This window comes from Sagittula sp. P11 (genome assembly GCF_002814095.1).
Lineage (GTDB): Bacteria > Pseudomonadota > Alphaproteobacteria > Rhodobacterales > Rhodobacteraceae > Sagittula.
In genome coordinates this window covers 4,123,771-4,149,774 of sequence record NZ_CP021913.1, presented here as the reverse complement: position 1 = coordinate 4,149,774, position 26,004 = coordinate 4,123,771, and the positions used below count along the sequence as shown (strand labels likewise).

Sequence of the window (26,004 nt, the reverse complement as noted above, 5' to 3'; positions counted from 1 at the left end):
CCAAGAGAATTGGAAAAGCGCCTGTCGGACCCGGAGGCGCGCGCCTTGTGTCAGCGCATTTCTTCCACCGGGGTCACGCCCAAGATACCAAGGCCTGCGGAAATCACAACCGCCGTGGCGCGTGCCAGCGCGATTTTCGACTGTGTTGCAACAGGGTCATCCTGCAGGAAACGCAGCGCCGGTTCGTCGTTGCCCCGGTTCCACAGCCCGTGCAGGTCCGACGCCAGTTCGCCCAGGTAGGTCGCCACCCGGTGCGGCTCGTGCGTGCGGGCGGCGATCTCGACCAGCCGCGGCCATTCGGCAAGCTTCGCGGCAAGGTGCAGTTCCGCCGGATGGGTCATGCCGGACAGGTCCTGCGCGGCAAGCGTCGCGTCGGACACGTCGATGCCCTCGGCCCCGGCCTTGCGCAGCACCGAACAGATCCGCGCATGGGCGTACTGCACGTAGAACACCGGGTTCTCCTTCGACTGCTCGACCACCTTGTCGAAGTCGAAGTCCAGCGCCGCATCGGATTTCCGCGTCAGCATGTGGAACCGCGCCACGTCCGAGCCCACCTCGTCCACGAGGTCGCGCAGCGTGATGAAGGTCCCTGCCCGCTTCGACATCTTGAACGGCGCGCCGTTCTTGAACAGCTTCACCAGCTGGATCAGCTTGATGTCCAGCGACACGCGGTCCTGGCTCAGCGCCTTGACCACCGCCTTCAGCCGCTTGACGTAACCGCCGTGATCGGCGCCGAAGATGTTGATCAGCAGGTCGAAGCCGCGCTGCACCTTGTCGTAGTGATAGGCGATGTCCGGCGCGAAATACGCCCACGAACCATCGGCCTTCATCACCGGGCGGTCCTCGTCGTCGCCGAACTCGGTCGACTTGAAAAGCCACTGCTCGCGCTCTTCCCAGTCCTCGTCCGTCTTGCCCTTGGGCTTCGGCAGGACGCCCCAGTAGATCAGCCCCATTTCCTTAAGCGCGTCGATCGCCGCCTCGATCCGGCCGGTGCCGTAAAGAGACTTCTCGGAGAAGAAGACATCCATGTGCACGCCAAGCGCGGCCAGATCGTCGCGGATCAGGTCCATCATCGCCTCGGTCGCGAACTCGCGCACCTCCGGCAGCCAGACCTTCTCGGGCGCGTCCAGCCAGATGTCGCCGACCTTGTCCTTCAGCGCTTCGCCCACCGGGATCAGGTAGTCGCCGGGATAGCTGCCCTCCGGCCAGTCGACCGACAGGTCGTGCGCCTCCTGGTAGCGCAGGTAGACGGACCGCGCCAGCACGTCGACCTGCGCGCCGCCGTCGTTGATGTAGTATTCGCGGGTCACGTCATAACCCGCGTAAGCCAGAAGCGAGGCCATGGCGTCGCCCACGATGGCACCCCGCGCGTGGCCCACGTGCATCGGCCCCGTGGGGTTGGCCGAGACATACTCGACGTTGACCTTCTCGCCCTTGCCCATGTCCGACCGGCCATAGGCGGTGCCGTTGCCGAGGATCGCCTTGGGCAGCGTCTGCCAGACCGACGGCTCGAGCCGCAGGTTCAGGAAGCCCGGGCCCGCCACCTCGGCGCTCGACACGCGCGGATCGTCCGCCAGCTTCGCCGCCAGCGCCTCCGCGATGTCGCGCGGCTTCTGCCTTGCCGGCTTGGCCAGCACCATCGCCGCGTTGGTCGCCATGTCGCCATGCGCCGGATCTCGCGGAGGCTCCGTCGTCACGGCATCGGTATTGAGACCGTCAGGCAGCACACCCTCGGTCACGAGGGTCGCGATGGAATCGAGGACAAGCGCGCGGATATCGGCAAAGAGGTTCATGTTCAGGCTCCAAGGATTGGCGCCTCCTCTATCACTTTGGCCGCGCGCGTCAAACGTGTCACTGCGCCCTCAGGCCTCGCGCCGCTCCTCCCGCTTCTTGGTGAACGACAGGATGCGCGTGCCGGGGCGGTCCTGCGGGTCCTCGTCAGGGGCAAGGAAGCGCAGCCGCCCGCCGGGGGTCAGCTCGGCCACGGCCACGGCGCCCTCCAGCGTTTCGCGCCAGTTCTCCAGCTTCCACTCCTCCGACAGGGTGCTGACGCGGAACTCGTAACCCTCGGCAATAGCCGCGTTCGCCTCGAAGTAGGTCTGCTGCAGCGCCAGCGGCCGTCCGCCCAGCGTGGCGGGCAGCTGGTGGCGCGAACTCGTCTCCTTCACGCGCTTCAGCTGAAAGACGTTGTCGCGCCCGAACTCCGGCGCGAGGTCGGTGGCGACCAGCGTGTTGTAAGCGTCGTTCTCGGCGGCGCAGATCAGCTTTTCGTAGGCGATCAGCTCCACCCGTTCCTCCGCGGCCTCCGACAGGATGTCGCCGAAGAACACGTCGATCCCGGCCTCGCGCGCACCACGCAGACGGGCGTGGTTCGGGTCGGCGATCATCACCGGCAGGCCGGCGGACTTCTTCACCTCGCCCTTCTCGCCCTTCTTCTCCACCTGCCCCAGCTTGCGCAGCGCCTGCGCCAGTTCCACCGACCAGCGCGATCCGCCAAGGATCAGCACGCCCGGCTTCTCTCCGGCGCTGAGCCCGAGGAACCGCGCCACCGGCGACAGGGTGAAGCCGTGCAGCACCACCGTCGCCGCCACCAGCGCAAAGGCCAGCGGCGCCACGCGGTCGCCGTCGGGGATGCCCAGCTCCACCAGCCGCTCGCCGAACAGCCCGGCGACGGCCACCAGCACGACCCCGCGCGGCCCGGTCAGGGCGACCAGAAGCCGCTCCTTCGCGGGCACGTTGGTGAAGGCCAGCGCGATCAGCACCGGCAGCGGGCGCGCGATCAGGATGACCACCGCGACAAAGACCAGCGCCCGCCAGTCCAGCACCATCAGCCGGTCAAAGCTCATGCCCGCCGCAAGCAGGATGAACACGCCCGACACCAGCAGCACCGTCGCGTGCTCCTTGAAGCGGTAGAGCTCGGTGAAGGACGGCAACCCGGCGTTGGCGATCCACAGCCCCATCAGCGTCACGGCAAGCAGCCCGCTTTCATGCAGCACCGAATCCGCAAGCCCGAAAACCGCAAGCAAAACAACGAACAGGACGGGGACCTTCATGTACTCCGGCACGTAGGCGCGGCGGAAGGCAGCCGCAAGGCCCGCGCCCCCCGCAAGCCCCAGCGCGCTTGCCACGCCGATGCCCATCGCCAGCTCCCAGATGGCGTGGCCCGCGCCCGTGGCGGTCTGCAGAACCACGACCACCTCGAAGGCCAGGACCGCCGCCAGCGCGCCGACCGGATCGTTGACGATGGCCTCCCACTGCAAGAGCGCCGCCGGGCGCTTCGCCAGCTTGGCCTGCCGCAAGAGGGGCGCGATCACCGTGGGGCCGGTAACGATCATGATGCCGCCGAAGACGGCCGAGCTTTCCCACGACAGCCCCGCCACGTAGTGCAGCGCGCAGGCCGACATCAGCCACCCCAGCGGCGCCCCGATGATCACCAGCCGCCGCACACCCGTCGCCGCGTCGCTCAGGTGGCCGAGGTCCAGCGTCAGCCCGCCCTCGAAAAGGATGATGGCCACGGCGATGGCGATCATCGGCGAAAGCATCGACCCGAATTGCGCCGCAGGGTCCAGAATGCCCAGCACCGGGCCGACGATCAGGCCCGCCGCCAGCATCAGCACGATGGCCGGAAGCCTCAGCCGCCAGGCCAGCCACTGGCTGCCCACGCCAAGCGCCCCCACCAGCCCAAAGGCCAGAACGGGGTCCAGTGCCCCCGCCGTTTCCGCAACCGCCATTCGTCCCTCTCCGTGTGGTTTCGACAGACCTAGGACGGTACAGGTGTCCAGTCGACTGTTCTTGTGTCGATGTTTTCGGCCTCCGTCACATCGAAAAGGGACAACACAAGGTCGCCGGCGGAAAGGCAGTCCGCCCCGGTCCAGGTTTCGGGCGCGTCCAGCACCCGCACGGCCCTGCGCCGCCCGCGCCCCGAAGCGTTCACAAAGCGGTTTAACAAACCATCGTAACTGATTGATCCGGATATACTATCGGAAGACGTGAAATTCTCCGGCACGACCAGGACTCCGCAGCCCTCGGCGGTCTTCAGGCCACCCTCCAGCGCATCCGTCAGCCCCCAGCTCAGCGCGATCATCTCGCGCGAGGCCGCGGCATCCCCGGCCACCGTCAGCAGCATGCAGTCGATGAAACAATCCAGCGGCTCGCCGTTCCAGCTCCCCTTGAGCAGGTCGACCACGTTGTGCGGCATCCCGCCCAGCGTCAGCGTCTGGATCAGGTCGGGGTGGTCCCGGGCGACGTCGAGAAGGAGATCGTGCTTGCGGCCAAGCGCCACGACGCGGCCCCCTTCGGACGCGATGCGGCGACACAGCGATGCGGCAAGCGGATGTTCCGCCCCCGCCACCACGGCAACCCTGCCCTCGAACCGCCCCGACTGTTCCGACACTCTGCAACCCTCTCGGTCACAGAAGTGCCACAGACGTCACTGCCGGGAAAGCCCGGTTTCCCAATGCCCGTCCAGAATGTCGGTGCCGGTCAGCTTGGCATGCTGTTGCAGGGCAAAACGGTCGGTCATGCCCGCGATGTAATCGGCCACAAGACGCGCCCGCGTGGTTTCGTCCTGCGCCGCCTGCACATCCTTGTGCCAGCGCCGCGGCAGCAGGGTCGGATCGTCCATGAAGATCGGGAACAGGTCGTCGACCGCCTGCGTCACCCGCCGCCGCTGGTCCATGACCGTCGGCGCGCGATAGACCCGCGTGAACAGGAACTTGCGGAACTCCGTGATGTCCTGCGCCATCCGGTCGGAAAAGGCGATCACCGGGTAGCCCAGCTCCCGGATCTCCTGCGCGGACCGTGCGCCGCTGTCCGCGAGGATCTGCCGCGACACGTCCAGCAGGTCGGTGACCATCACGCCGAACACCCGGCGCAGCGCCTCGTGTCGGCGGCGGTACCAGTCGGTGCCGGGATACAGCCGGTCGACCTCGGCATAGGCCTCGCCCACCATCGGCAGCTCGGCCACGGCCTCCTCCGAGAACAGCCCGGCGCGCAGCCCGTCGTGCAGGTCGTGGTTGTTGTAGGCGATGTCGTCCGACAGGGCCGCCACCTGCGCCTCGGCGCTGGCATGGGTGTGCAACTCCAGGTCGTGCACATCGTTGTAGGCCTTCAGCGCATAGGGCAGATCGTCGCCCGGATCGTCCGGCCCCGAGGTCAGCGGCCCGTTGTGCTTGGCGATGCCTTCCAGCGTATCCCAGGTCAGGTTCAGCCCGTCGAACTCGGCATAATGCCGTTCCAGCGAGGTCACGATACGGATCGTCTGGGCGTTGTGGTCGAACCCGCCATAGGGCTTCATCAGCCCGTCGAGCGCATCCTCCCCGGTGTGGCCGAAGGGCGTGTGGCCCAGGTCATGCGCCAGCGCCACCGCCTCCGCGAGGTCGATGTTCAACCCCAGCGTGTTCGATATGGTGCGCGCCACCTGCGCCACCTCGATCGAATGCGTCAGCCGCGTCCGGTAGAAGTCGCTCTCGTGCTCGATGAAGACCTGAGTCTTGTGCTTCAGCCGCCGGAACGCCGACGAATGGATGATCCGGTCGCGGTCGCGCTGGAAAGAGGAACGGTGCGCGCTCTCATCCTCCGCGAAAAGCCGCCCGCGTGCCGTTTCCGGATCGCTTGCGTAAACTGCGCCCATCCGGCCTGTCTCCCGTACAATCTGACGTTGGTCTCTTAGCGCCTCGTTCCTGCGATAACAACAACTTGTCGCAACAAGGGCCAGGGCCGCGCAGACCGGCTGTGCGCGCCGCGCGGCCCCGATCCCCTCGCCCCATCTTGCCCCGGCGCCCGCCTGCACTTAAGTCTGTAAGGACCGCAACCGAGGACCGATCCATGCAGCTCCCGCCGAAAGTCACAGAACGCGCCTTTGCCCGCCTGTCCGAAATCGGTGCCGCCGACCAGGGCAAGGCCCTGCGCGTGGCGGTCGAAGGCGGCGGATGCTCCGGCTTCCAGTACGACATCAGCCTCGACGCCCCCGCGACCGACGACCTCGTCATCGCCGAAGGCCCGGAAAAGGTGGTGGTCGACCCGGTCTCCCTGCCGTTCCTGTCCGGCGCCACGATCGACTTCACCGACGAGCTGATCGGCGCGCGCTTCACCATCGACAACCCGAACGCCACCAGCTCCTGCGGCTGCGGCACGTCCTTCTCCATATAAGGAGAATGCGGCCCGGACGGCCGCTGCGCGCGCACTCTATATATAAGGAGGGAACGCGCGGCCTTGACCGCGGCCCGCAAGGGCACACCGACAGACGACAAAGGGGCCAAGCGGCCCCTTTTTCCGTATCCCTTCATCTTGGCGAAAATACCTCGGGAGGGGTCCGGGGAGGGCAGCGCCCGCCCCGGCTCGGGCCGGTCTCACTCCGCCGGAACCATCCGCGCCGCACGCACCCGGCCCACGTGATCCTCCAGCACCAGCCATGCGCCGGAGCCCACCACCAGCATCACGCCAACCACCGTGGCCGCTGTCGGCACCTCGCCGAAGGCCGCGAAACCGATGACGACCATCCAGACGAACTGCAGGTTCATCAGCGGCGTGGCGACATAGGCCGGCAGCAGGCGCAGCGCCTCGGCCACCACGTAGCGTGCCCCGAAGAGCGCCCCGGCATAGGCCGCAACCCACATCAGGTCGGTCAGGCCCATCGGCTGCCAGACGAAGGGCAGCGCCACCGCCATCGACACCATCAGCGCAAGGTTCGGCCAGAAGACCTGCGCCAGCGGCGCCCGTTCGACCTTGGCGATGACGCGGGCGGCCAGCATGGACCCCGTCCCCGACACCGCGGCCAGAAGCGCCCAGGCATGGCCCGCCTGCATCCCGGACACACCGCCCGGCATCAGGAACAGCACGCCGCAGGCGCCGACGGTCAGCGCGGCCCAGGCGAGCGGGCGCGGCGTCTCGCCGAGGATCGGGCCGGACAGAACCGCCGCGATCAGCGGGATGAGACCGATGAACAGGAAGACGTCGGCAAAGGGCAGCAGCCGGAAGGCCATGAAGAACGCCACCGAAGCGACCACCGTCAGCACCGCGCGGATCAGCATGGCCGTGCGCGACTTCACCCGAAGCCCCGCAACGACCCCCTGCCCGCCCATGCGCGCACCGCCCACCGACAGCGCCACCACCAGAAGCGAGGACAGCACGAAAAGCTGCGGCGCGGCGTAGGACCCGGCGATGAACTTCGTGATCCCGTCGGCCGCCGCCATCATGCCGGTGTAGACCACCACCAAGAGCGCCCCCAGACCGGCGCCACCCAGCGCCATCGTCATCTTCGAAACGCGCTTCATGCGGCACCTGCGCGGGCGAAACCGGCAAAGTAGTCGGGGAAGAAGGCGCAGCTTTCGCTCGCCACGGTCAGCACCTCCAGCGTCGTCTCCGACAGCGCCGGCAGGATCATGGTGCGCATCCGCTCCCAGTCGCCGCTGCGGCGTTCCATCCCCAGCATGGCCTGGCTGATCTCGCGCAGCGCGGTCGAACGGCGGCCGTTCTTGGAATAGGTCATCCGCTCGTTTTCCAGCGGCTTGCGGAACACCGGCGCCCCGATCACCGCCTGGTGCCAGTTGCAGACCAGAAACTCGTGGTAATCGTCGTTCAGCGGCAGCCCCTCACCGTGATCGACGCTGTAGGCGGCGGTTTCCTCTTCCAGCCAGGCGCTCCAGGCAATCGGCGGTTCCTGTCCGGCATAGACCAGCGCGATGCAGACCTCTGCCAGCAGGTCGGCGTTCTGGTCGAGGAAGGCGGTCAGCCCTGCATAATGCAGGCTGATCATGGCCTTGTCGTCCAGCAGCGGATCGCGCCGTCCGTACTCCGACAGGTAATAGACGATGTGCGTCAGCTCGTAGGCCGCCTTCTTGTTCGGCAGCGCGAAGGTCGCGGTTCGTCCGCAGAAGGCGCGCAGCCGGTCATCCAGTCCTTCGTCGCGCACGGGATCGATCCCGCGGCGCATCATCAGGCGCCGGGCTTCGGCGCGCTGGAGATCGGACAGTTCAGCCTCGGCAAGGCGCTGTGATGCGGCAAACTCAACCATACGCTGAGCAGAATTCCCCGAAAAGCCGAGATCCTCAAGATCCAATGCAAGCGACAGTAGAAATCTGTAGTACTGTGGGAAGAATGTCAGCCTGTCTTCGGCCTGCTCGTAGAAGGCCTCGTGCACGCTCAGCGCCTCTGCGGTGACGGGCTGGCCGGTGCACTCCAGGATGTTCAGGAGTTCCGCGTTTTCCTTCAGCCAGAACACGTCGTCACCTGTGCGGCGATGATCGGCGAAGGAGCCCAGAAGCGCGGTGATCCGCGCTTCCAGAGGCGCAATCCGGGACGGGACGGTCAGTTGGATGACATTTTGCATTTGGTCTTCTCCTCTGTCGTTGGCAGAGCTTCGCGCCCCGCCCGGGTTCGCAGGTTCTCGGTCGCGGCTCAGGCCTTGACGGACCAGCTGGTGAAGGCTTCGACGGCATCGCCTGCTTCGCGCTCACCGGCAGCCGGGCCGGACCAGGAGGTGAAAGCCTCGACGTTGTCGCCGGACACACGGTCGCCAGCGGCCGGACCGGACCAGGAGGTGAAGGCTTCGACATTGTCGCCGGAGATCTTGTCGCCAGCGGCCGGGCCGGACCAGGAGGTGAAGGCCTCGACGCTGTCGCCGGAGATCTTGTCGCCTGCCGCCGGGCCGGACCACGAGGTGAACGCCTCGACGCTGTCGCCGGAGATCTTGTCGCCAGCGGCCGGGCCGGACCACGAGGTGAAGGCCTCGACGTTGTCGCCGGAGATCTTGTCGCCAGCCGCCGGGCCGGACCACGAGGTGAACGCTTCGACGTTGTCGCCGGAGATCTTGTCGCCTGCCGCCGGGCCGGACCACGAGGTGAAGGCTTCGACGTTGTCGCCGGAAATCTTGTCGCCGCGGACCGGGCCGGACCACGAGGTGAACGCCTCGACGTTGTCGCCCTGGGCTGCGGAACCGGTCACCGGGCAGGACCAGGAGGTGAACATCTCGACTGCGGAACCGTCACGCAGGTCGCCGCGGGTCGGGCCGGACCAGGAGGTGAAAGCTTCGACCGCGTCGCCGGTGTCGATGTCGCCAGCCGCCGGGCCGGACCAGGAGGTGAACATTTCGACCGAATCGCCGGAGAAGGCGCTCGTTTCGACGCTGGAAACGATTTCTTCAGAAGCCTGGGTTTTGATGAGTGCGGACATTGTCGTTCTCCGTTGTGGGAAGTGCGTTGTTGACCCCCTAACGCTGCCCGCAAAAAGCGTTTGCAGAAAAGTTAATTCCTGTTAAGGTTGTTTAATCAATTGTTTATCCACAGGGACCGGTGGAAACATCTGTCTCTGAACGCGAAACAATAGGACTTATCCCCAGACCGACAAAACTTGTGGAAAAGTGGAATCGACGCCACGCAACGCAACTTTGCAGGTTTGCAAAGTCGGGAAAGGCGATTCGAGATGAGGGGAGACTCGGTTGAGTTAAATAGCAGAGCGCAACCCAAAGTTGAATACCCCTGCCACTACGCGACACAAAATATCAGAAAAATGACGTTGATCAACATCACTTAACTCTCTTTGGCGTCACCCCTTTTCTCACTCCTGAAATCCCCGCGCTTGACCTTCGACACGATCCACGGTCCACCTGAATCAAAATCGGGGGAACGAATGAAAATCGCGACATTCAACATAAACGGCATCAAGGCCCGCATCGGGGCCCTTTCCGACTGGCTCCAATCTGCAAACCCCGACGTCGTGCTGGCGCAGGAAATCAAGTCTGTGGACGAAAATTTCCCCAGGGAGCATTTCGAGGACATGGGCTACGTCGTCGAGACCCACGGACAGAAAGGGTTCAACGGTGTTGCCATCCTGTCGAAACTGCCGCTGGAGGACGTGACCCGCGGCCTGCCCGGCGACCCGGAGGACGAACAGGCCCGCTGGATCGAGGCGACGGTGATGGGCGACACCACCGCCGTGCGCCTCTGCGGTCTCTACCTGCCCAACGGCAACCCCGCCCCCGGCCCGAAATACGACTACAAGCTCGCCTGGATGGACCGCCTCCACACCCGCGCCGAGGAACTCCTCGCCGCCGAGATGCCCGCGGTCATGGCCGGCGACTACAACGTCATCCCGCAGGCCGAGGACGCGGCCCGGCCCGACGCCTGGAAGGACGACGCGCTCTTCCTGCCGCAGACCCGGCAGGCCTTCCGCCGCATCCTCAACCTGGGCTTCACCGAGGCCTTCCGCGCCCGCACGCAAGGTCCGGGCCACTATTCCTTCTGGGATTACCAGGCCAATTCCTGGGAACGGAACAACGGCATCCGCATCGACCACATGCTCCTGACCCCGCAGGCCGCCGACCTGCTCGAGGACTGCTGGATCGAAAAGGACGTCCGCGCCGCCGAAAAGCCCTCCGACCACGTCCCGGTCTGGTGCGCCCTCGCCGCCTGAGGCTCCGCCGCCCACCGCTTCACCTGGACGGAAATACCTCGGAGAGCACGAGAGGCAGCGCCTTTCGTCGGCCGCAAGGCCGTGCCACCTGCCCTTGCACAGCCCCACCGGGCGGTCTAGATTCCTGACAAAAGCCCCCGGAAACAGCCGGACCCACCAGAGACACCAGAGCGGAGCCCCATATGCCCATCCATGCCCAGGACCTCGAGGACCTTCTGCGCCAATCCTTTCCGGACGCCAAGATCGTCGTCGAGGGTGACGACGGCGTGCACATGTCCGCGATGGTGGTCGACGAGAGCTTCCGAGGCATGAACCGCGTCCAGCAGCAGCGCGCCGTCTACGCCGCGCTCAAGGGCAAGATGGACGGCCCCTCCGGCGAACTGCACGCCCTCGCCCTGACCACCCGGGCCCCCGACTGACCCGCCCGGCCCCTCGCGGGCCACGCACATCCCGGCCCGCCCCGCCCGGCGCGCGCCCGACAACGGAGAACGACATGACCGAGACGACCGACGCCAAGACCCGCATCGAGGAAACCGTGAAATCCAACGACGTGGTGCTCTTCATGAAGGGCACCAAGGCGATGCCGCAATGCGGCTTCTCCTCCCGCGTGGCGGGCGTGCTGAACTACATGGGGGTCGAATTCCAGGACGTGAACGTCCTGACCGACGACGCCATCCGCCAGGGCATCAAGGATTACTCGGACTGGCCGACCATCCCGCAGCTCTACGTGAAGGGCGAATTCGTCGGCGGCTGCGACATCATCACCGAGATGACGCTGTCCGGCGAACTCGACGGCCTGTTCGACCAGAACGGCATCGCCTTCAACAAGGACGCCGCCGACAAGATCCGCGAAGCCAACGCCTGAGCCGATCCCGGCGCCGGGCCCCTGACAGTGCCCGCAGGACTTGCTGCAGATCGAAGGGCGGCCCCGCACCGGGCCGCCCTTTGTCATTTGAGACCATACATTTTTCCGACAGGACTTTGACAATGGGCACCGTGTCCGCCGCCGCGTTCCTCATCATTGCGTCCCTTGCAGGCGCCATGATCGTCTTCGCGGCCTTCCGCCAGAACCGCAGATGGCGCGCCGAACTCCGCCACCTTGCATCCACCGAAGGCTGGCAGATCGAGGAGGCCACCGCCTCCGGCCGCAACGGCATGAAGATCGACATCTCGCACCCCGCCGAAGGCTGGACCCTCACGCTCTACAGCCTGAGCCATTCCACCCCGGGCGGCTCGTCGGGCACCACCCGCTGGACCCGCTTCACCGCACCCGACCTCGCGCTGCCCGAAGGGCTGGCCGTGCTGGGACCGGACATGCCCGACGGCGCCCGCATCCGCATGGAAAGCGCGCTCGGCAGCACCGGCGGCGTGGGCCGCATGATCCTCATGAAATTCCTCGGGCCGCTGGGCGAGGACATGGCCCGCCTTCAGGCCGCCCCGGGCACAGGCCCCGGAACGCTGCTCGCGACCCCCGGCGCCGAAACCGCGCTCGACCCGGTCCGCGACGCGCCGGACCTCGCCGCCGCGCGCGAGGGGCGCAATCCCGCGCAGCAGCCCATGGCGATCCGCGACACGCAAGGCTTCGCCCTGCGCCAGACCGGCCTCATCCGCAAGCCGGAGCAGCTGCGCGCGTTCATTTCCCTCGGGAACAGTCTGGCGGACCGGCTCAGGGCCACCGCCTGAGGCGCAACATGCCGTAGGGTGGGCTTTCCGGCGCAGCCGGGTTGGCCACCCGCCCTGCCCGGCCGCACAGCCTTCTCAGGCGCCCAGCTTCTCGTCCGCCGTCTCGGCCAGCGATTCCGCCCGCGCCGCAAGCTCCGCCAGCGCATCCGTCACGTCCGAGGGGATCACCGCCACCTCGACCTTCTCGGGCGCGGGCGCGGGCCGCCCCTTCAGCTCGGCGATCTCCGCCTTCATGGCACCAAGCTGCTCTTCGGCATCGCGCAGCTTCTCTTCCAGACCGGCGGTCTTGTCCGCCAGCATCAGCCCGGCCATCAACAGCATCCGCGTCTCGGGGATGCGCCCGATCTGCTGCACCAGCACCTGCGCCTCCGCATCCAGAAGCGCCGCCGCCGACAGCAGGAACTGCTGTTCGCCGTCCTGGCAGGCCACCTCGAAGGTGCGCCCGCCGATCCCGATCTCCACTTCGACCTGGCTCATGACTTGGCCTCCTGTCCGTCCGTTCCGGCGGCCTCGAGCAGCGGCCCGAGGGTCGCGATCAGCGCCTCGGTCTCGGCCGCGTCGACCGCGCGCGCCGCGCGCAGCCCGTCCAGTTCCGCCTTCATCGCATCGTTGATGAGCGAGGCATCGCCGACGCCCTGCGCGTTGGCCGCCCTGAGGGCCGCGTTGCTCTCCGACAGGGCGGCGTTGGCCGCGCGCAGGCGCTGCACTTCCGCGTCCAGCCCCTCGATCAGTTCCGCCGGGACACCCGCCGCCTCGCCCGAGGCCCCGGCTCCGGCTTCCGCCTCGGCCAGCCGCGCCTTCAGGTGGCGCATCCGCTCCTCGAGCTGGGCATTGGCAACCTTCTCGTCGTCCAGCGCCTCGCGCAGCGCCGTCAGTTCGCCCTCGATCTCGCTCAGGTCGGCGCCCTCGCCCCCGGCCGCGCTGTCGTCCGAAGACCCCGCGCCTGCCGCGGCGACCGCCGCCTCGGCCTCGGCGCGCACGGCGGCGATGACCGCGTCGCGCTCCTCCGCCGCCTTCTCCAGCGCCTGGGCTACCGCCAGTTCCTGTTCCGCCGCGGCCTCGCCCCTCAGGGTGGCCAGCGCCGAGGCGTGTTCCTCCGCCATGTCCAGCCGCGCCGCCTCGATGGCCGAGGCGCGCTCGGCCTCGGTCGCTTCCGCCGCCGCGGCGGCCCGTTCCTCGGCCTCCGCCAGCGCGGATTCCGCCGCCGCCAGTTTCGCCGTCAAGGCCTCCAGCTCTCCGCCGTCCGGCCCGGGCGTATGGGCCTCCAGCCGCTGGCCAATCCGATCCAGCGCGCGCGACAGGCGCGTCTGCAACTCGTCGATCTGGGTCATCTGCCCTCTCGCCCCCGTTTCCTCGCCCGTATGCCGGGCCGTCCCGTCTTTCGGGTCTTGTGCCGGGACAACCGCATCGCGAATCGCCCCTCGACCCTTTGGAGGAAGTCTAGCAAGCGCAAAAGGAAAATGCGCCCCCCTGTTTACCAACGCCTTCCCAAGCACTTGGACGGCGGTTTTCATCCGCCTGCCCGCGGCCTGCCGGGCCGCGACCTTGCCATTTGCCCCGCGGCTGCTATTCAGCGCGAAACGCTGCAACGCAAGGAACCTCACGGTGGACATTTCAGAGCTTCGCAACGCCAATCCCGACCACTGGATGCGCGCAACCGCGATCCGCGCGCTGGCCCTCGACGGTGTGGCCAACGCCAACTCCGGCCACTCCGGCATGCCCATCGGCATGGCCGACGTCGCCACCGTGCTCTTCGGCAACCACCTGAAGTTCGATGCCGCCAACCCCGAGTGGCCCGACCGCGACCGCTTCATCCTGTCCGCCGGTCACGGCTCCATGCTGATCTACTCGCTGCTCTACCTCTGCGGCGATCCGGAGGTCACGCTCGACCAGCTCCAGAACTTCCGTCAGTGGGGCGCCAAGACCGCCGGCCACCCGGAGAACTTCCTTCTGAAGGCGGTCGAGACCACCACCGGCCCGCTCGGCCAAGGCATCGCCAACTCCGTCGGTTTCGCCATGGCCGAGGAGATGCTCCGCGCCCGCTTCGGCAAGAAGCTGGTCGACCACCACACCTATGTCATCGCAGGTGACGGCTGCCTGATGGAAGGCGTCAGCCAGGAGGCGATCACCCTCGCCGGCCGCTACGCCCTGTCGAAGCTCGTCGTCTTCTGGGACAACAACGACATCACCATCGACGGCAAGGTCTCGCTCTCGGACCGCACCGACCAGGTGGCGCGCTTCAAGTCCGCCGGCTGGCACGTGCAGGAGATCGACGGCCACGATCCCGCCGCCATTGACGCCGCGATCACCGCCGCCAAGGCCTCCGACCAGCCCTCGATGATCGCCTGCAAGACGCACATCGCCCTCGGCCACGCCGCGCAGGACACCTCCAAGGGCCACGGCGCGCTGACCAACAACGAACAGAACATCGCCGCCAAGGAAGCCTGGGGCTGGCACACCGGCCCGTTCGAAGTGCCCGCCGAGGTGAAATCCTGGTGGGAATCCACCGGCGCCCGCGGTGCCGCCGACCGCACGGAATGGGAAGCGCGCCTCGCCGCCGCCTCCGACTCCCGCCAGAAGGAATTCGCCCGCGTCATCGCCGGCGACGCGCCGAAGAAGCTCTCCGCCACCATCAAGGCGCTGAAGAAGCAGATCTCCGAAACCCAGCCCAAGGTCGCCACCCGCAAGGCGTCCGAGATGGCGCTCGAGGTCATCAACCCGATCATGCCGGAAACCATCGGCGGCTCGGCGGACCTCACCGGCTCCAACAACACGCTGACCGGCGATCTCGGCAAGTTCGACACCGACAACCGCAAGGGCCGCTACGTCTACTGGGGCATCCGGGAACACGGCATGTCCTCGGCGATGAACGGCATCGGCCTGCACGGCGGCCTGCGTCCCTACGGCGGCACCTTCATGGCCTTCACCGACTACGCCCGGCCGGCCATGCGCCTCGCCGCGCTGATGAAGACCCCGACCATCTTCGTGATGACCCACGATTCCATCGGCCTCGGTGAAGACGGCCCGACCCACCAGCCGGTCGAGCATCTGGCCATTTCCCGCGCCACGCCGAACACGCTGGTCTTCCGCCCCGCCGACGCGGTGGAAACCGCCGAGGCCTGGGAAATCGCCCTGACGCAGAAGGCGACGCCCTCCGTGCTGTCGCTGACCCGCCAGAACCTGCCCACCGTCCGGACCGAGCACAAGACCGCCAACCTGTCGGAGAAAGGCGCCTACGTGCTGGCCGACGCCGAGGGCAAGCGCCAGGTCATCCTGATGGCCACCGGCTCCGAGGTCGCCATCGCCATGGCTGCCCGCGACGCGCTGCAGGCCGAGGGCATCGGCACCCGCGTCGTCTCCATGCCCTGCTGGGAACTGTTCGAGGCGCAGGACGAGGCCTACCGCCGCAAGGTCCTGCCCGCAGGTCCGGTGCGCGTCGCGGTCGAGGCCGCCGTGGGCTTCGGCTGGGACAAGTGGCTGTTCTCCGAGCGCGGCAAGCGCGACAAGGGCGCCTTCGTCGGCATGACCGGCTTCGGCGCCTCCGCCCCCTACGAGACGCTCTACGAGAAGTTCGGCATCACCCCCGAGGCGGTGGCCGAAGCGGCCAAGGGCCTGCTGTAAAGGCACCACCGTAGGGTGCGTTATCAACGCACCAACCTTATCAACGCACCAACCAGAAAGGCCCCCGCCACGCCCGGCGGGGGCCTTTTCCTGTCCGCGCCACAAACGCCTCCCCCTGTTGCATTCCGTCCGGTCACGTCGCATGTGTCGTCACCGACACCCCCCGCACGACCCGATGAACCGCCCCGGAAGACCCCATGACCCAACAGACACCCACCCTGCACATGATCTGCGGCAAGATCGCCTCCGGCAAATCGACGCTGACCGCCACCCTCGGGCAGGAACCGGCCACCATCGTCATCGCAGAGGACGACTGGCTGAAGGCGCTCTTCGGTGACGAGATGACCTCCATCGCCGATTACGTCCGATGCACGGCGAAGCTTCACAAGGTCATGGCGCCGCACATCGCGTCGGTGCTGCAGGCGGGTGTGTCCGTCGTTCTGGACTTTCAGGCGAACACCGTGGACGCCCGCAACTGGATGCGCGGCATCTTCGAACAGGCGGGCGCCTCTCATGTCCTGCATGTCCTCGATGTGCCCGACCAGGTTTGTCTGGCGCGCCTGCACGCCCGCAACGCGCAGGGCGATCATCCCTTCGCGGTCACCGACGAACAGTTCCGGCAAATCTCCAGCCACTTCGTGCCGCCCTCTCCGAACGAGGGGTTCAACATCGTCCTGCACCACTGAGGGACGGAGGCTGTGGCACGCATCCGCGTGTCGGCCAGCATGCGCCCGCGCCGTCCCTGACCCGTGAACGGTGCGCTGCCTGAGCTTTGAAACACGCGTCCACCGGGCGGCACAGCCGTCGGTTCGGAGGCCTCCTGCCACCCGACCAGAGCGTGCCGTCCGGCAAAGCGTTAACCTTAACAAGGCGTTGAAATCGCAAGTGTTAACAACCGGCCGGTTGGAGGGGTCGAACCGGCCGGTTCACCCCTTTCAAAACCGTTAAACCTGCCCGGAACGGCGGTTTACCATTCGTTTACCTATGTGGCCCGTGCGTCGGCACCCCCAGATTCTGTAGGCGCGCGGTGCGTTAACCATCGTGCGGTCGCTCAAGGAACGGCCCGATCCTGTTAATTCACAGTCCGTTAAGCACGGCACGCGCCGCCCTTAACCCCGGCTCCTCGCCGTCGCGACCCAGCCGTTCCATGGTCAGATCCATCGCCCGAAGCTGTCTGTCCGGCGCCTCCAGTACGTCGAGCACGGCCTTGGCTATCGCTTCAGGCTTGCAGTTTTTTCCAATGAATTCAGGGATATCCCGCGTCTCGCTCACAAGGTTGACCAGCGTCACGGTATCCACCAGCAGCATCCGCCCGATGATCTGGCGGCTGAGCCACGACATATCATAGGCGATCACCATGGGCGTCGCATTGGCCGCCAGCTCCAGCGACACCGTGCCGGAGGCCGCCAAGGCCACGTCCGCCGCCCGGAACGCCGCCAGTTTCTCCGCGGAATTTCCCTCCGGATCAATGACTTCCACCGGAACCTTCCAGCCGGCTACCGCCTCTTTCACCGGCCCCACGACCTGCCGACCGGCAGGCAGCACAAACCGCAGGCCGGGCCGCGCGATACGTTCCACAACCTCTTGAAAAACCGGCAACAATCGCGCCACCTCGGACCGCCGCGACCCCGGCAGCACCAGCACCACCTTGTCGCCGCTGTCGCCCTTCCATGCCGCCGCCTCCTCCGCCGTGGCAACAGGCTCCATGACCACCGGGTGTCCGACGAAATCGCATGCGATTCCAACGGCTTGCATATAGGGCGGCTCGAACGGCAGCAGGGCCAGCACCTGGTCGACCACGCCGACCATCTTCTTCGCGCGCCCCGGCCGCCACGCCCAGACCGTGGGGGCAACATAGTGCACAACCCTTTGATCCGGCGCAGCTTTTTTCACCAGCCGGTTCACGCGCAGCGAAAACTCCGGCAGGTCGATGGTCACCAGCACGTCCGGCCGCCAGTCCAAGACCGCCTCTGCGGTTTCGCGAATACGCGCCTTCAAATGCCTGTATTCCTTCAGGATTTCCGAAATCCCCATGATCGAGATTTCGTCCATCGGGAAAAGGCTCTCCAGCCCTTCGGCCTCCATCAATGGCCCGCCGATGCCGCGGAACTCCACATCGGGGCACAACTGCCTGAAACCCTTCATGAAAGCCGCGCCCAGCTTGTCGCCGGAGGCCTCCCCGGCCGTAACGAAAACCCGCATCAGGCGCCCCTTTCCCGAACCCAGAGAAACAGGCCTGTCTCCTCGATCAGCGCCCTGACAAGCGACTGCTCCAGCACCATGACCCCCTGCGCCTCGATCACGATCCCCGACAGCCCCGCCGCCGCCGCCCGCCGCACCGTCTCCGGCCCGATCACCGGCAGATCGGCCCGCCGGTCCTGCCCGGGCTTCGGCGCCTTGTAGAGCACGCCGCCCTCCGCATCCGTCAGCGCCTGAAGCATCGCGTCCGTCCCCTCAACCCCTTCGCGTTGAAGGACAATTCCGTCTCGCAGCACGCAGGCCTGGCCCAGGTCTTCCGCCGCCTGCCGTTCGCTCACGGCGTCGCCCAGTCGGGCCAGTTCGGCAGCGCCCTCAGGGATTTGCCCCCACGCGCCGACAGGCGGCAACAGCGCCGGCGCCGCCTCATGCGCGGCCACGACGCGGAAGCCCGACGCCTCGAAGATCGCGATGAAGATGCGCAAAGCCCCATCGTCGCCACGCCGCAGCGCACGCAGCACGCGCGGCACAAGCGGCCACGTCCGCAGATCCACCCGCGCCAGCGACACAGGCGGCCGCGTGACCGACCCGCAAAGGCAGACCTCCGTCACCCCCTGCCGCCGCAGCCAGCGCAGCAGGCTTCCCAGCGTCTCCAGTCGGAAGGTCCGGTCTACGGGCAGGTCAGGCGGGCAGTGTTCCAATGCACAGACGCGCACCGGCCCGCCGTGCGCCGCGGCCACTGCCCCGGGCAAGGCGCCTTTTCCGGCGATCAGCGCCAGCATGGCGTCACCCCGGGGTCAGGAACGACCGGTCGCTGTCGCCCAAGATAAACGCAACGATTTCCTTGACATACTGGCTGGACGTCTCGTCCCCGAGCCGCCTTGCGCGGTCCTGGAAGGCGCCCTCGCCCTGTGCCAGCATCTGGAAAGCGGCGCGCAGCGCGGTGATGTCGTCGCGTTTGACGCCACGGCGTTTCAGTCCGACGAGGTTCAACCCGTCCAGCTTGCCCCGCGGCGCCTGCACGAGGCCGTAGGGGATCACGTCGTTCGTCACCATGGTCACGGCCCCGATGATGGCGCCCCGGCCGATGCGCACCCACTGGTGCACGCCCGACAGGCCACCGATGATGACGTCGTCCTCGATGACACAGTGCCCCGCAAGCGCGGCATTGTTGACGATGATGACCCGGTCGCCCACCTGGACGTCATGCGCCACGTGGCAGCCCGCCATGAACAACCCGTCATCCCCGACGCGGGTCACGCCGCCACCGCCCTCGGTGCCGGTGTTCATGGTGACATGCTCGCGGATACGGTTGCGCTTGCCGATCACCAGCCGCGTCTTCTCGCCCTTGAACTTCAGGTCCTGCGGGATCTCGCCGATCACCGCGAAGGAGAAGACCGCTGTCTCCTCACCGATCTCCGTTGCGCCGGTGACGACCACGTGGCTCTTCAGCTCGACCCGGTCGTGCAGGACGACCTCGGGCCCGATGTGGCAGAACGGGCCGACGATGACGCCTTCGCCGATGCGGGCGCCCTCTTCGACCACGGCCGACGGATGGATGGAGGCGCTCACGACGGGAGGTCCATCATGGCGGTGAATTCAGCCTCGGCGGCCATTTCGCCATCCACCTCGGCCACGCCGCCGAACTTCCAGACCTTACCGCCGGGCTTCCCGCGCAGCGTTGTCAGCTTCATCCGGAGCTGGTCGCCGGGCACAACCTTGCGGCGGAACTTGCACTTGTCGATGGACATGAAATAGACCTTCATCTCCTTGTCGGCCATGTCGAGCGTGGTGCCCACCATGACCGCCGCCGTCTGGGCCATGGCCTCCACGATGGTCACGCCGGGCATGATCGGCAGACCGGGGAAGTGGCCTTGGAAATGCGGTTCGTTCATCGTCACGTTCTTGATGCCGGTGGCGCTTTGCGTGCCGTCGATGTCGACCACGCGGTCCACCAGCAGGAACGGGTAGCGGTGGGGGATGATCCGCTGGATCAGCTGGATGTCTGCGGATTTCAGGTCGCTCATCTGGTCTGGCCTTCACGTTGATCTCTTGCCAGCGTCCCTAGCAAGCCGCGCCCGTCTGGGCAAGCGCGGGCCTCGGGCGGCTGTGTCAGGGCTGGGCGGGGGCCGTGCCGTCTGACGGGACGGCATCGTCCTGCGGTGCCGGAGACTGGGGCTGGGACTGGTCGGGCGCCTCGGGGGTTTCGGCAGGCTCCGGGTCCACCTGCGCGTCGATCCGCGCAATCGCCCGGTCGGTGATGTCGACGGAATCCACCGCCACCAGAACCGAGCGCCGTTCGAGGATCACCGCAGCGCCGGTTTCGCGCATCAGCCCTTCGAGAACCGGACGCGCGGCCTGCAGGAATTCTATCCGGCTCTCCTCGCCACGCGACCCCAGCGCCTCCGCCTTGGCGTCCTGCTCGGCCCGCAGGCGCTGCACTTTCTGGTCGAAGGCATCGGCCAGCGCGCGGAACTGATCCGGCGCCATGGTGGCGCGCTGTTCCGTCAGGCGCAGTTCCTCGGCGGTCAGTTCCGCCTCGATCCGGCGGTTCTCGGCGACGATGGCATTGCCCTCGCGCTCCACCTCTTCGTTCAGCCGCCGGCCGAAGGCGCTCTCAGCAAAGGCGCGTTCGAAGTCGATCACCAGCACCGGGCTTTCCACCCCGTCCTGCGCCCGGCCCGCGGACGCCGCCCCGACGCAGAGCGTCAGGACAAGCAGCCAGTGAACGAGCCGGACCACGGGATCAGAATTCGGTGGAAATGGTCAGGTTGAAGTTCTTCTCTTCGTCGTACTTCGCCTTCTTGATCGGTTCGGAGAAGTCGAGCCGGAGCGGACCAAGCGCGGAGTCCCAGAAGATCGAGAAGCCGACCACGTGCCGGGGATCGAAGTCCGCCGAAACGATGCTGCCGCCCGCGACGTTGCTGTTCTCGTCGTTCACGCCCCAGACGGAGCCGATGTCGTAGAACAGGCCGCCCGAGATGCCGTATTCCTCCGGCAGACCGATGGGGAATTCCGCTTCGAACTTGGCCACCGCGTAGAAGTTGCCGCCCAGTGCGTCGCTGTTGCCCTGCGCGTCCAGTTCCCGCGGGCCGATGCCGCCATAATCGAAACCGCGCATCAGGTTCGGGCTGAGCAGGAACCGGTCGGTCACGCGGCTTTCGCCGCTGGAGTAGTTGAGCGCGCCGCCCTCGATGCTGGCCCGGAGGGTGACTTCCTCGGACATGACCTTGGTCTGGGCAATGGCCTTCACGCCAGTCTTGACGAAGGTGGTGTCGCCACCGACACCGCCGAAGTCCTGGCTGAATTCAAACAGGTAGGTGTTCTTCGGATCGAGGCCCGCGCGCCGCGTGTCCCAGCTGTAGGTGTAGCCCAGCGAGCTGTCGATGCGCTGGCCCTCCTCGGATTCGACGTCGATCACACCGCCCTCGATCGCGCCGGAACTGCTGACGTCGGTCAGCTTCGCGGTGTAGCGCAAGGAAAGACGGCCGTTGTCCGAGACCGGGAAGGACAGCGACGGCTGGAAGATGCCCGACGTGGTGTCGTAGTCGCCGCCAAGCTTGTCGGTCTCCGAGTAGTTGAGGTTGAGCCCGAACGCGAGGTCCTGGCCGAACACCGCCGGTTCGACGAAGTTGAAGCCGTAGCTCTTGGACGAAGAAGCCGTGTTGATCGTGAACCCGAGAGTCTGGCCGCGGCCGAGGAAGTTGCGCTCCGAGAAGGAGATCGCCGCGCCGAAGCCGTTGGTCGACGAGTAGTTCGCACCGAAGGACAGCGAGCCAGTCGGCTGTTCCTCGACGTCGACGTCGATGATGACCTGCTGCGGGGTGGAGCCTTCGCGCGCGTCCACGTCCACGTTCGAGAAAAAGCCGAGCGCGCGGATGCGTTCGGCACTTTCCCGGATGGCGCGCGGGTTGAACGGGTCGCCCTCGACGGTGTCGAACTGGCGGCGCACGACACGGTCCATCGTGGTGGTGTTGCCTTCGATGTCGATACGCTCGACGAAGATGCGGTCGCCGCGCACGAGGTTGAAGGACACGTCCAGCGTCAGGTCGCGGTCGTTGCGGCTGATCTGCGGATCGACGCGGACGAAGTTCAGACCTTCGCGGATAGCAAGCCGTTCCAGCCGGGCGATCTCGCTCTCGACGCGCATCGGCGAATAGACCACGCCCGAGCGCAGCTTCACCGCCCGCTGGAAAAGTTCGGTGTCGACGTCCGGCAGATCGGAGTTGACGGTGACGGCACCGACCCGGAATTGCTGGCCTTCCTCGACGTTGAAGGTCACGAAGAAGCCGTCACGCTCCCGCGCCAGCTCGGCGTTGGTGCCGGTGATGCGGAAGTCGACGTAACCGCGTGCCATGTAGAAGTCGCGCAGCAGCTGCTGGTCGAATTCCACGCGGTCCTCGATGAAGGTGTCCTTACGGATGAGGGCGCGCAGGAGACCGGCCTGCTTCGTCTCGACGACACGGCGCAGACGACGGTCGGAATAGACCTGGTTGCCGACGAAGCCGATGCGCTCGACCTCGGACACGCCGCCTTCGAAGATCTCGAACACGAGGTCGACGCGGTTCTCGCTGCGGCGGATGACCTTGGGCGACACACGGGCGGCGATCCGTCCCTGCACCACGTAAGCCTCGGAAATCGCTTGCGCGTCCTGCTCCGCCACGCGGGGATTGAAGACCCGGCGCGTCTGGCTCTGGATGATCGGCGCGAGGTCCTCGTCCTTGATCCGGCGGTTGCCTTCGAAGGCGATGCGGTTGACCGTCGGGAACTCGACCACGCGGATCACGAGGGTGTTGCCCTGCGGGATCAGGTCGACGCTTTCGAACAGGCCGGAGCCGAGGATACGCTGGTAGGCGTCGTTGAGCTGACCGGCGGAAACCTGCTGGCCCCGCGCAATCCCGGCGTAGGACAGGATGGTCCCTGCCTCGACGCGCTGGTTGCCCTGAATGTCAACGCTGCTGAAGGCGTAACTCTGCGCATAGGCGGCCTGCGGAATGACCGCGACCGCCCCGGCGCCTAGCCCGAGTGCCATAGACAGGCAGACGGCTTGAACGACCTCGCTCAGGCGTTGAATTTTCTTATCATTTTGCGCGCCTTGCGCGGAAATGACCTTTGCCATTCTCGCAATCCACTTCGACATCCCACGGATTGTCACTAGCTGGATTGCCCTGGCTTGTCAAAACCATGACGCGGATTTCCTGAAGGTGTCGCCGGCACGCCGCGACAGGCATGCCATGGCGGCCTTTCAGTACATGAAGGTCCCGAGGTACGCTCCGAAAAAGAGGGCTGCGACGATCGTGAAGATGTACAGCAATCTGTCGAAGTTGATGCTCACGAGCAGGCTCATGCTGCGGTAGCCGTCGTGGATGTGCTGCATGGATTCGGTCCTTGGGTCGATCAGAGTTGGATCGGATGTGTTCACCGACGCCTTATGCCCGAGGAATCGGGCGGGATTTGGGCAGCCGCCGAAGAATTTTCTGCCGGTCCGTAAACAGAAAGATCCCCTCGCCGGGGATCTTTCGCTTTCATTCTACGGGTCGGGCGCCTGCGATCAGGGGCAGAACAGGTCGTTCGTCAGGCCAAAGACCATCAGGCCCAGCACCAGCGTCAGGCCGATGGACATCAGCACCTTCAGCGCCTTGTCGCTCGGCGGACGACCGGAGACGGCCTCGTAGGCGTAGAACACGAGGTGGCCGCCATCCAGCACCGGGATCGGGAAAAGGTTCAGAAGGCCGATGGCGGTCGACAGGACGGCGATCAGCCAGATGAAGTTCGTCGTGCCCTGGCTTGCCATGTCGCCCGCCGTCTCGGCGATGCCGATGGGACCGGACAGGTTGCAGGTGCTGATCGCACCCGTCGCCATGTGCCACAGGCCGGAGACGGAACCGCGCATGATCTCCCAGACCTGGGTCACGCTGCCGGCCACGGCGGTGCCGAAGCCCGGCGTCTGGGTGGCGGGCTCGAACGCCACGCCGCCGACGATGCCGATGCGGTAGTACGTCTTGAAGCCGCCCTCCGCCTGCGGTTCGTCCACCCGCTTGGGCGTCAGGTCGAGGTCCAGCGTCTCGCCGTCGCGCCAGACGGTGAGGGCCAGCGTCGCGCCTTCGGAGCCTTCGACCTTTTCCTTCAGCTGGTCGAAGGCGAAGATATCCTCCCCGTCGACGGCGATGATGACGTCGCCCGGTTCCATCCCGGCGTCGCCCGCGGCAGACCGCGGCGCGATCTGCGTGGCGAGCGGCGGGTAGACGTAGGGGCCTGAGACGTCGATTTCCGTGCCGTCGCGGACCACCGTGTAGTCCAGCGTCGGTTCATGCGGCAGCGCCTTCATGAAGGCCTCGTAGGCCAGCGCCTCGTCCGATCCCGGGGGCGCCTGCCCTTCGATGGCGACCAGCACGTCGCCTTCCATCAGTTCCTGCTGGACCGGCAGCGGGCGCAGCTCGCCCACTGTCAGCGGTTCGGTGATCTCGCCGCGGAACAGGAAGATGCAGGTGAAGATCAGGATCGACAGGGCGAAGTTGAAGAACGGCCCGGCCGCCACCGTCGCCGCCCGCGCCCACAGCGGCGCGCCGATCATGGTGGAGCGTTTCTCCGCATCGTCGAGGCCGTCCATGGCGCCCTCTTCGGCGATGGCGCCAGAGGCGTTGCCGTCGCCGCGGAACTTCACGTAGCCGCCGAAGGGGATCGCGGCCAGCTGCCACTTCGTCCCGTCGCGGTCCGTCCTGGACCACAGCACCGGGCCGAAGCCGAGACTGAACACCTCAGGGAAGATCCCGGATTTCTTGCCGACGATGTAATGGCCGTACTCGTGGATCGCGATGATGACCGACAGGGCCACGATGAAGAACAGGGCCGTCCAGAGAAAGCCGCCGAATGTCGAGGTCAGTGTCGTCAGGTCCAAAACGCGCCCCTTCTAGGTACTGCTGTCAATGATATCACCCGCCGCTACCCGTGCGAGATGGTCGGCTTCGACCACCATATCAAGGTCAAAGTCGTCATCAATAAGGCCCGGCTGCGACGAAACACGGGTGAGCACGTCCTCGACCACGCCCGCCATGCGCGTGAACCTTATGCGTCCGTCAATGAAGGCGTCGAGCGCAACTTCCTTTGCGGCGTTGAAAACAGCGCCCGAAAGGCCGCCTGCGTCCATGACCTCGCGCGCCAGCCGCAGCGCGGGCCATCGGGTCTCACAGGCGGTACGGAAGGTCATCTGACCGAGCTTCACAAGATCGAGACGTTCGACCGGAAGCGACCGTCGTTCGGGCCAGTGCAGGGCAAAACCGATGGCATGACGCATGTCGGGGGGACCGACGTGGGCCATAAGCGCACCGTCGTTGAAGCCCACCAGCGCGTGGATCATGCTCTCGGGATGCACGACGGTCTCGATCATCGCCGGGTCGAGGCCAAAGAACTCCCGCGTCTCGATCAGTTCCAGCGCCTTGTTGAACATCGACGCGCTGTCGATGGTGATCCGCTGCCCCATCGCCCAGTTGGGATGGGTCGCGGCCTGCTCGGGCGTGGCCTCGTCCAGCCGGTCCAGCGGCCAGTCGCGGAAGGCGCCGCCCGAGGCCGTGATGATGACACGCTCGACCGCGGCCATGTCCTCTCCGATGAGGGCTTGGAAGACCGCTGAATGCTCTGAATCCACCGGCAGCAGGCGTCCGCCGTGTGCCGCGGCCTCGCGCAGCATCAGGCGTCCGGCGCAGACCATGCTTTCCTTGTTGGCCAGTGCCAGCGTGGCCCCCTGCCTCAGCGCGCGCAAGCCCGGTTCCAGCCCGGCGGCCCCCACGATGGCGGACATCACCCAGTCGGCGGGCCTGTCGGCGGCCTCCAGCAGAGCGTGGCGCCCTGCCCCGGCCTCGACCCCGGAGCCTGCCAAAGCCGCGCGCAGGTCCGGAAGCAGCGCCTCGTCTGCCACCACCGCGACCTCCGCCCGCAGTCGCATGGCGTCGGCGGCCAGTTGCGCGACGTTGCGGCCGCCGGTCAGCGCGACCACCCGATAGGAAGACGGATCACGACCGATCAGGTCGAGCGTATTCTGTCCGATGGACCCCGTGGCCCCGAACACGGATACACGCCGCATGAAACCTCCTCCGC

At 66.6% G+C, this 26,004-nt stretch carries 25 protein-coding genes; 7 read left to right on the top strand and 18 right to left on the bottom strand.

The window, feature by feature from the left end; genetic code table 11:
* Positions 1-50 precede the first annotated feature (50 nt).
* The 4 genes from argS to CDO87_RS19980 all read right to left on the bottom strand — a co-directional run bounded on the left by argS (position 51) and on the right by CDO87_RS19980 (position 5,632).
* Positions 51-1,793 (bottom strand): arginine--tRNA ligase, encoded by a 1,743-nt coding sequence (argS, locus tag CDO87_RS19995; protein ID WP_100930410.1) that lies wholly within the window; start codon positions 1,791-1,793, stop codon positions 51-53.
* Positions 1,794-1,862: 69 nt separating this feature from the next.
* The gene (locus tag CDO87_RS19990) at positions 1,863-3,731 is read right to left on the bottom strand and encodes a sodium:proton antiporter (RefSeq protein WP_100930409.1); all 1,869 of its coding nucleotides are present in this window, start codon (positions 3,729-3,731) and stop codon (positions 1,863-1,865) included.
* A gap of 29 nt (positions 3,732-3,760) precedes the next feature.
* Entirely contained in the window at positions 3,761-4,393 is a 633-nt protein-coding gene (locus tag CDO87_RS19985) for a hypothetical protein (protein WP_100930408.1), read from the bottom strand.
* Positions 4,394-4,429: 36 nt separating this feature from the next.
* Positions 4,430-5,632: a deoxyguanosinetriphosphate triphosphohydrolase gene (locus tag CDO87_RS19980; protein WP_100930407.1), complete on the bottom strand. Its 1,203-nt coding sequence runs from the start codon at positions 5,630-5,632 to the stop codon at positions 4,430-4,432.
* Positions 5,633-5,826: 194 nt separating this feature from the next.
* Between CDO87_RS19980 and CDO87_RS19975 the strand changes: the two genes are divergently transcribed.
* Complete coding sequence (locus CDO87_RS19975; protein WP_100930406.1) at positions 5,827-6,150, top strand: iron-sulfur cluster assembly accessory protein; 324 nt, start codon at positions 5,827-5,829, stop codon at positions 6,148-6,150.
* 200 nt (positions 6,151-6,350) lie between these two features.
* Here CDO87_RS19975 and CDO87_RS19970 read toward each other — a convergent pair whose 3' ends face one another.
* The 3 genes from CDO87_RS19970 to CDO87_RS19960 all read right to left on the bottom strand — a co-directional run bounded on the left by CDO87_RS19970 (position 6,351) and on the right by CDO87_RS19960 (position 9,171).
* Entirely contained in the window at positions 6,351-7,274 is a 924-nt protein-coding gene (locus tag CDO87_RS19970) for a DMT family transporter (RefSeq protein WP_100930405.1), read from the bottom strand.
* On the bottom strand, positions 7,271-8,329 hold the full coding sequence (locus CDO87_RS19965; RefSeq protein WP_100930404.1) for a DUF6902 family protein: 1,059 nt from the start codon (positions 8,327-8,329) through the stop codon (positions 7,271-7,273). Before CDO87_RS19965 ends, CDO87_RS19970 begins: the two co-directional genes overlap by 4 nt.
* 68 nt (positions 8,330-8,397) lie before the next feature.
* Positions 8,398-9,171, bottom strand: a complete 774-nt coding sequence (locus CDO87_RS19960; protein WP_100930403.1) for a DUF6749 family protein — start codon at positions 9,169-9,171, stop codon at positions 8,398-8,400.
* A gap of 456 nt (positions 9,172-9,627) precedes the next feature.
* Here CDO87_RS19960 and xth point away from each other — a divergent pair, with 456 nt between their 5' ends.
* The 4 genes from xth (at position 9,628) to CDO87_RS19940 (ending at position 12,093) form a co-directional block, all read left to right on the top strand.
* Positions 9,628-10,410 (top strand): exodeoxyribonuclease III, encoded by a 783-nt coding sequence (xth, locus tag CDO87_RS19955; protein ID WP_100930402.1) that lies wholly within the window; start codon positions 9,628-9,630, stop codon positions 10,408-10,410.
* A gap of 182 nt (positions 10,411-10,592) precedes the next feature.
* Positions 10,593-10,829 (top strand): BolA/IbaG family iron-sulfur metabolism protein, encoded by a 237-nt coding sequence (locus CDO87_RS19950; protein WP_005857816.1) that lies wholly within the window; start codon positions 10,593-10,595, stop codon positions 10,827-10,829.
* A gap of 74 nt (positions 10,830-10,903) precedes the next feature.
* Positions 10,904-11,275 carry a Grx4 family monothiol glutaredoxin gene (gene grxD / locus CDO87_RS19945; protein ID WP_100930401.1) on the top strand — a complete coding sequence of 124 codons (372 nt, stop codon included), beginning with the start codon at positions 10,904-10,906 and terminating at the stop codon, positions 11,273-11,275.
* 122 nt (positions 11,276-11,397) lie between these two features.
* Positions 11,398-12,093 carry a hypothetical protein gene (locus CDO87_RS19940; RefSeq protein ID WP_100930400.1) on the top strand — a complete coding sequence of 232 codons (696 nt, stop codon included), beginning with the start codon at positions 11,398-11,400 and terminating at the stop codon, positions 12,091-12,093.
* Positions 12,094-12,168: 75 nt separating this feature from the next.
* On the opposite strand, the gene CDO87_RS19935 is transcribed toward CDO87_RS19940, so the two are convergent.
* Positions 12,169-12,570 (bottom strand): cell division protein ZapA, encoded by a 402-nt coding sequence (locus CDO87_RS19935; RefSeq protein WP_100930399.1) that lies wholly within the window; start codon positions 12,568-12,570, stop codon positions 12,169-12,171.
* Positions 12,567-13,424, bottom strand: coding sequence for a hypothetical protein (locus CDO87_RS19930; RefSeq protein WP_100930398.1), 858 nt, complete (start codon positions 13,422-13,424; stop codon positions 12,567-12,569). Before CDO87_RS19930 ends, CDO87_RS19935 begins: the two co-directional genes overlap by 4 nt.
* 274 nt (positions 13,425-13,698) lie before the next feature.
* Between CDO87_RS19930 and tkt the strand changes: the two genes are divergently transcribed.
* On the top strand, positions 13,699-15,714 hold the full coding sequence (gene tkt, locus CDO87_RS19925; RefSeq protein ID WP_100930397.1) for a transketolase: 2,016 nt from the start codon (positions 13,699-13,701) through the stop codon (positions 15,712-15,714).
* Between the two features lie 197 nt (positions 15,715-15,911).
* Positions 15,912-16,400 (top strand): ATP-binding protein, encoded by a 489-nt coding sequence (locus CDO87_RS19920; protein ID WP_100930396.1) that lies wholly within the window; start codon positions 15,912-15,914, stop codon positions 16,398-16,400.
* A gap of 391 nt (positions 16,401-16,791) precedes the next feature.
* Here the strand turns inward: CDO87_RS19920 and lpxB are convergent, their stop codons facing one another.
* The 9 genes from lpxB to dxr all read right to left on the bottom strand — a co-directional run bounded on the left by lpxB (position 16,792) and on the right by dxr (position 25,990).
* Positions 16,792-17,916 carry a lipid-A-disaccharide synthase gene (lpxB, locus tag CDO87_RS19915; protein ID WP_100930395.1) on the bottom strand — a complete coding sequence of 375 codons (1,125 nt, stop codon included), beginning with the start codon at positions 17,914-17,916 and terminating at the stop codon, positions 16,792-16,794.
* Complete coding sequence (locus CDO87_RS19910; RefSeq protein ID WP_100930394.1) at positions 17,916-18,692, bottom strand: LpxI family protein; 777 nt, start codon at positions 18,690-18,692, stop codon at positions 17,916-17,918. The genes lpxB and CDO87_RS19910 overlap by 1 nt, the downstream gene beginning before the upstream one ends.
* 4 nt (positions 18,693-18,696) lie before the next feature.
* Complete coding sequence (gene lpxA / locus CDO87_RS19905; RefSeq protein ID WP_100930393.1) at positions 18,697-19,482, bottom strand: acyl-ACP--UDP-N-acetylglucosamine O-acyltransferase; 786 nt, start codon at positions 19,480-19,482, stop codon at positions 18,697-18,699.
* Entirely contained in the window at positions 19,479-19,937 is a 459-nt protein-coding gene (gene fabZ / locus CDO87_RS19900; protein ID WP_100930392.1) for a 3-hydroxyacyl-ACP dehydratase FabZ, read from the bottom strand. Before fabZ ends, lpxA begins: the two co-directional genes overlap by 4 nt.
* Before the next feature lie 85 nt (positions 19,938-20,022).
* A complete protein-coding gene (locus CDO87_RS19895) occupies positions 20,023-20,652 on the bottom strand; it encodes an OmpH family outer membrane protein (RefSeq protein WP_254698219.1) in 630 nt (209 codons plus the stop codon).
* A gap of 4 nt (positions 20,653-20,656) precedes the next feature.
* Positions 20,657-22,942: an outer membrane protein assembly factor BamA gene (gene bamA / locus CDO87_RS19890; RefSeq protein ID WP_100930391.1), complete on the bottom strand. Its 2,286-nt coding sequence runs from the start codon at positions 22,940-22,942 to the stop codon at positions 20,657-20,659.
* Positions 22,943-23,155: 213 nt separating this feature from the next.
* Positions 23,156-23,287 carry a hypothetical protein gene (locus tag CDO87_RS27455; RefSeq protein ID WP_256388381.1) on the bottom strand — a complete coding sequence of 44 codons (132 nt, stop codon included), beginning with the start codon at positions 23,285-23,287 and terminating at the stop codon, positions 23,156-23,158.
* Positions 23,288-23,461: 174 nt separating this feature from the next.
* Positions 23,462-24,808 carry an RIP metalloprotease RseP gene (rseP, locus tag CDO87_RS19885; protein WP_100930390.1) on the bottom strand — a complete coding sequence of 449 codons (1,347 nt, stop codon included), beginning with the start codon at positions 24,806-24,808 and terminating at the stop codon, positions 23,462-23,464.
* A gap of 12 nt (positions 24,809-24,820) precedes the next feature.
* Complete coding sequence (gene dxr, locus CDO87_RS19880; protein WP_100930389.1) at positions 24,821-25,990, bottom strand: 1-deoxy-D-xylulose-5-phosphate reductoisomerase; 1,170 nt, start codon at positions 25,988-25,990, stop codon at positions 24,821-24,823.
* Positions 25,991-26,004: the final 14 nt, after the last annotated feature.

Bases quoted from the DNA above. Each gene is read 5' to 3' on its own strand.
- CDO87_RS19980 (WP_100930407.1), bottom strand. From the start codon at position 5,632: ATGGGCGCAGTTTACGCAAGCGATCCGGAAACGGCACGCGGGCGGCTT.
- CDO87_RS19990 (WP_100930409.1), bottom strand. From the start codon at position 3,731: ATGGCGGTTGCGGAAACGGCGGGGGCACTGGACCCCGTTCTGGCCTTT.
- CDO87_RS27455 (WP_256388381.1), bottom strand. From the start codon at position 23,287: ATGCAGCACATCCACGACGGCTACCGCAGCATGAGCCTGCTCGTGAGC.
- CDO87_RS19970 (WP_100930405.1), bottom strand. From the start codon at position 7,274: ATGAAGCGCGTTTCGAAGATGACGATGGCGCTGGGTGGCGCCGGTCTG.
- CDO87_RS19935 (WP_100930399.1), bottom strand. From the start codon at position 12,570: ATGAGCCAGGTCGAAGTGGAGATCGGGATCGGCGGGCGCACCTTCGAG.
- argS (WP_100930410.1), bottom strand. From the start codon at position 1,793: ATGAACCTCTTTGCCGATATCCGCGCGCTTGTCCTCGATTCCATCGCG.
- xth (WP_100930402.1), top strand. From the start codon at position 9,628: ATGAAAATCGCGACATTCAACATAAACGGCATCAAGGCCCGCATCGGG.
- CDO87_RS19940 (WP_100930400.1), top strand. From the start codon at position 11,398: ATGGGCACCGTGTCCGCCGCCGCGTTCCTCATCATTGCGTCCCTTGCA.
- CDO87_RS19960 (WP_100930403.1), bottom strand. From the start codon at position 9,171: ATGTCCGCACTCATCAAAACCCAGGCTTCTGAAGAAATCGTTTCCAGC.
- grxD (WP_100930401.1), top strand. From the start codon at position 10,904: ATGACCGAGACGACCGACGCCAAGACCCGCATCGAGGAAACCGTGAAA.
- CDO87_RS19930 (WP_100930398.1), bottom strand. From the start codon at position 13,424: ATGACCCAGATCGACGAGTTGCAGACGCGCCTGTCGCGCGCGCTGGAT.
- lpxB (WP_100930395.1), bottom strand. From the start codon at position 17,916: ATGCGGGTTTTCGTTACGGCCGGGGAGGCCTCCGGCGACAAGCTGGGC.
- CDO87_RS19975 (WP_100930406.1), top strand. From the start codon at position 5,827: ATGCAGCTCCCGCCGAAAGTCACAGAACGCGCCTTTGCCCGCCTGTCC.
- CDO87_RS19920 (WP_100930396.1), top strand. From the start codon at position 15,912: ATGACCCAACAGACACCCACCCTGCACATGATCTGCGGCAAGATCGCC.
- CDO87_RS19950 (WP_005857816.1), top strand. From the start codon at position 10,593: ATGCCCATCCATGCCCAGGACCTCGAGGACCTTCTGCGCCAATCCTTT.
- fabZ (WP_100930392.1), bottom strand. From the start codon at position 19,937: ATGAGCGACCTGAAATCCGCAGACATCCAGCTGATCCAGCGGATCATC.
- CDO87_RS19965 (WP_100930404.1), bottom strand. From the start codon at position 8,329: ATGCAAAATGTCATCCAACTGACCGTCCCGTCCCGGATTGCGCCTCTG.
- dxr (WP_100930389.1), bottom strand. From the start codon at position 25,990: ATGCGGCGTGTATCCGTGTTCGGGGCCACGGGGTCCATCGGACAGAAT.
- bamA (WP_100930391.1), bottom strand. From the start codon at position 22,942: ATGGCACTCGGGCTAGGCGCCGGGGCGGTCGCGGTCATTCCGCAGGCC.
- CDO87_RS19910 (WP_100930394.1), bottom strand. From the start codon at position 18,692: ATGCTGGCGCTGATCGCCGGAAAAGGCGCCTTGCCCGGGGCAGTGGCC.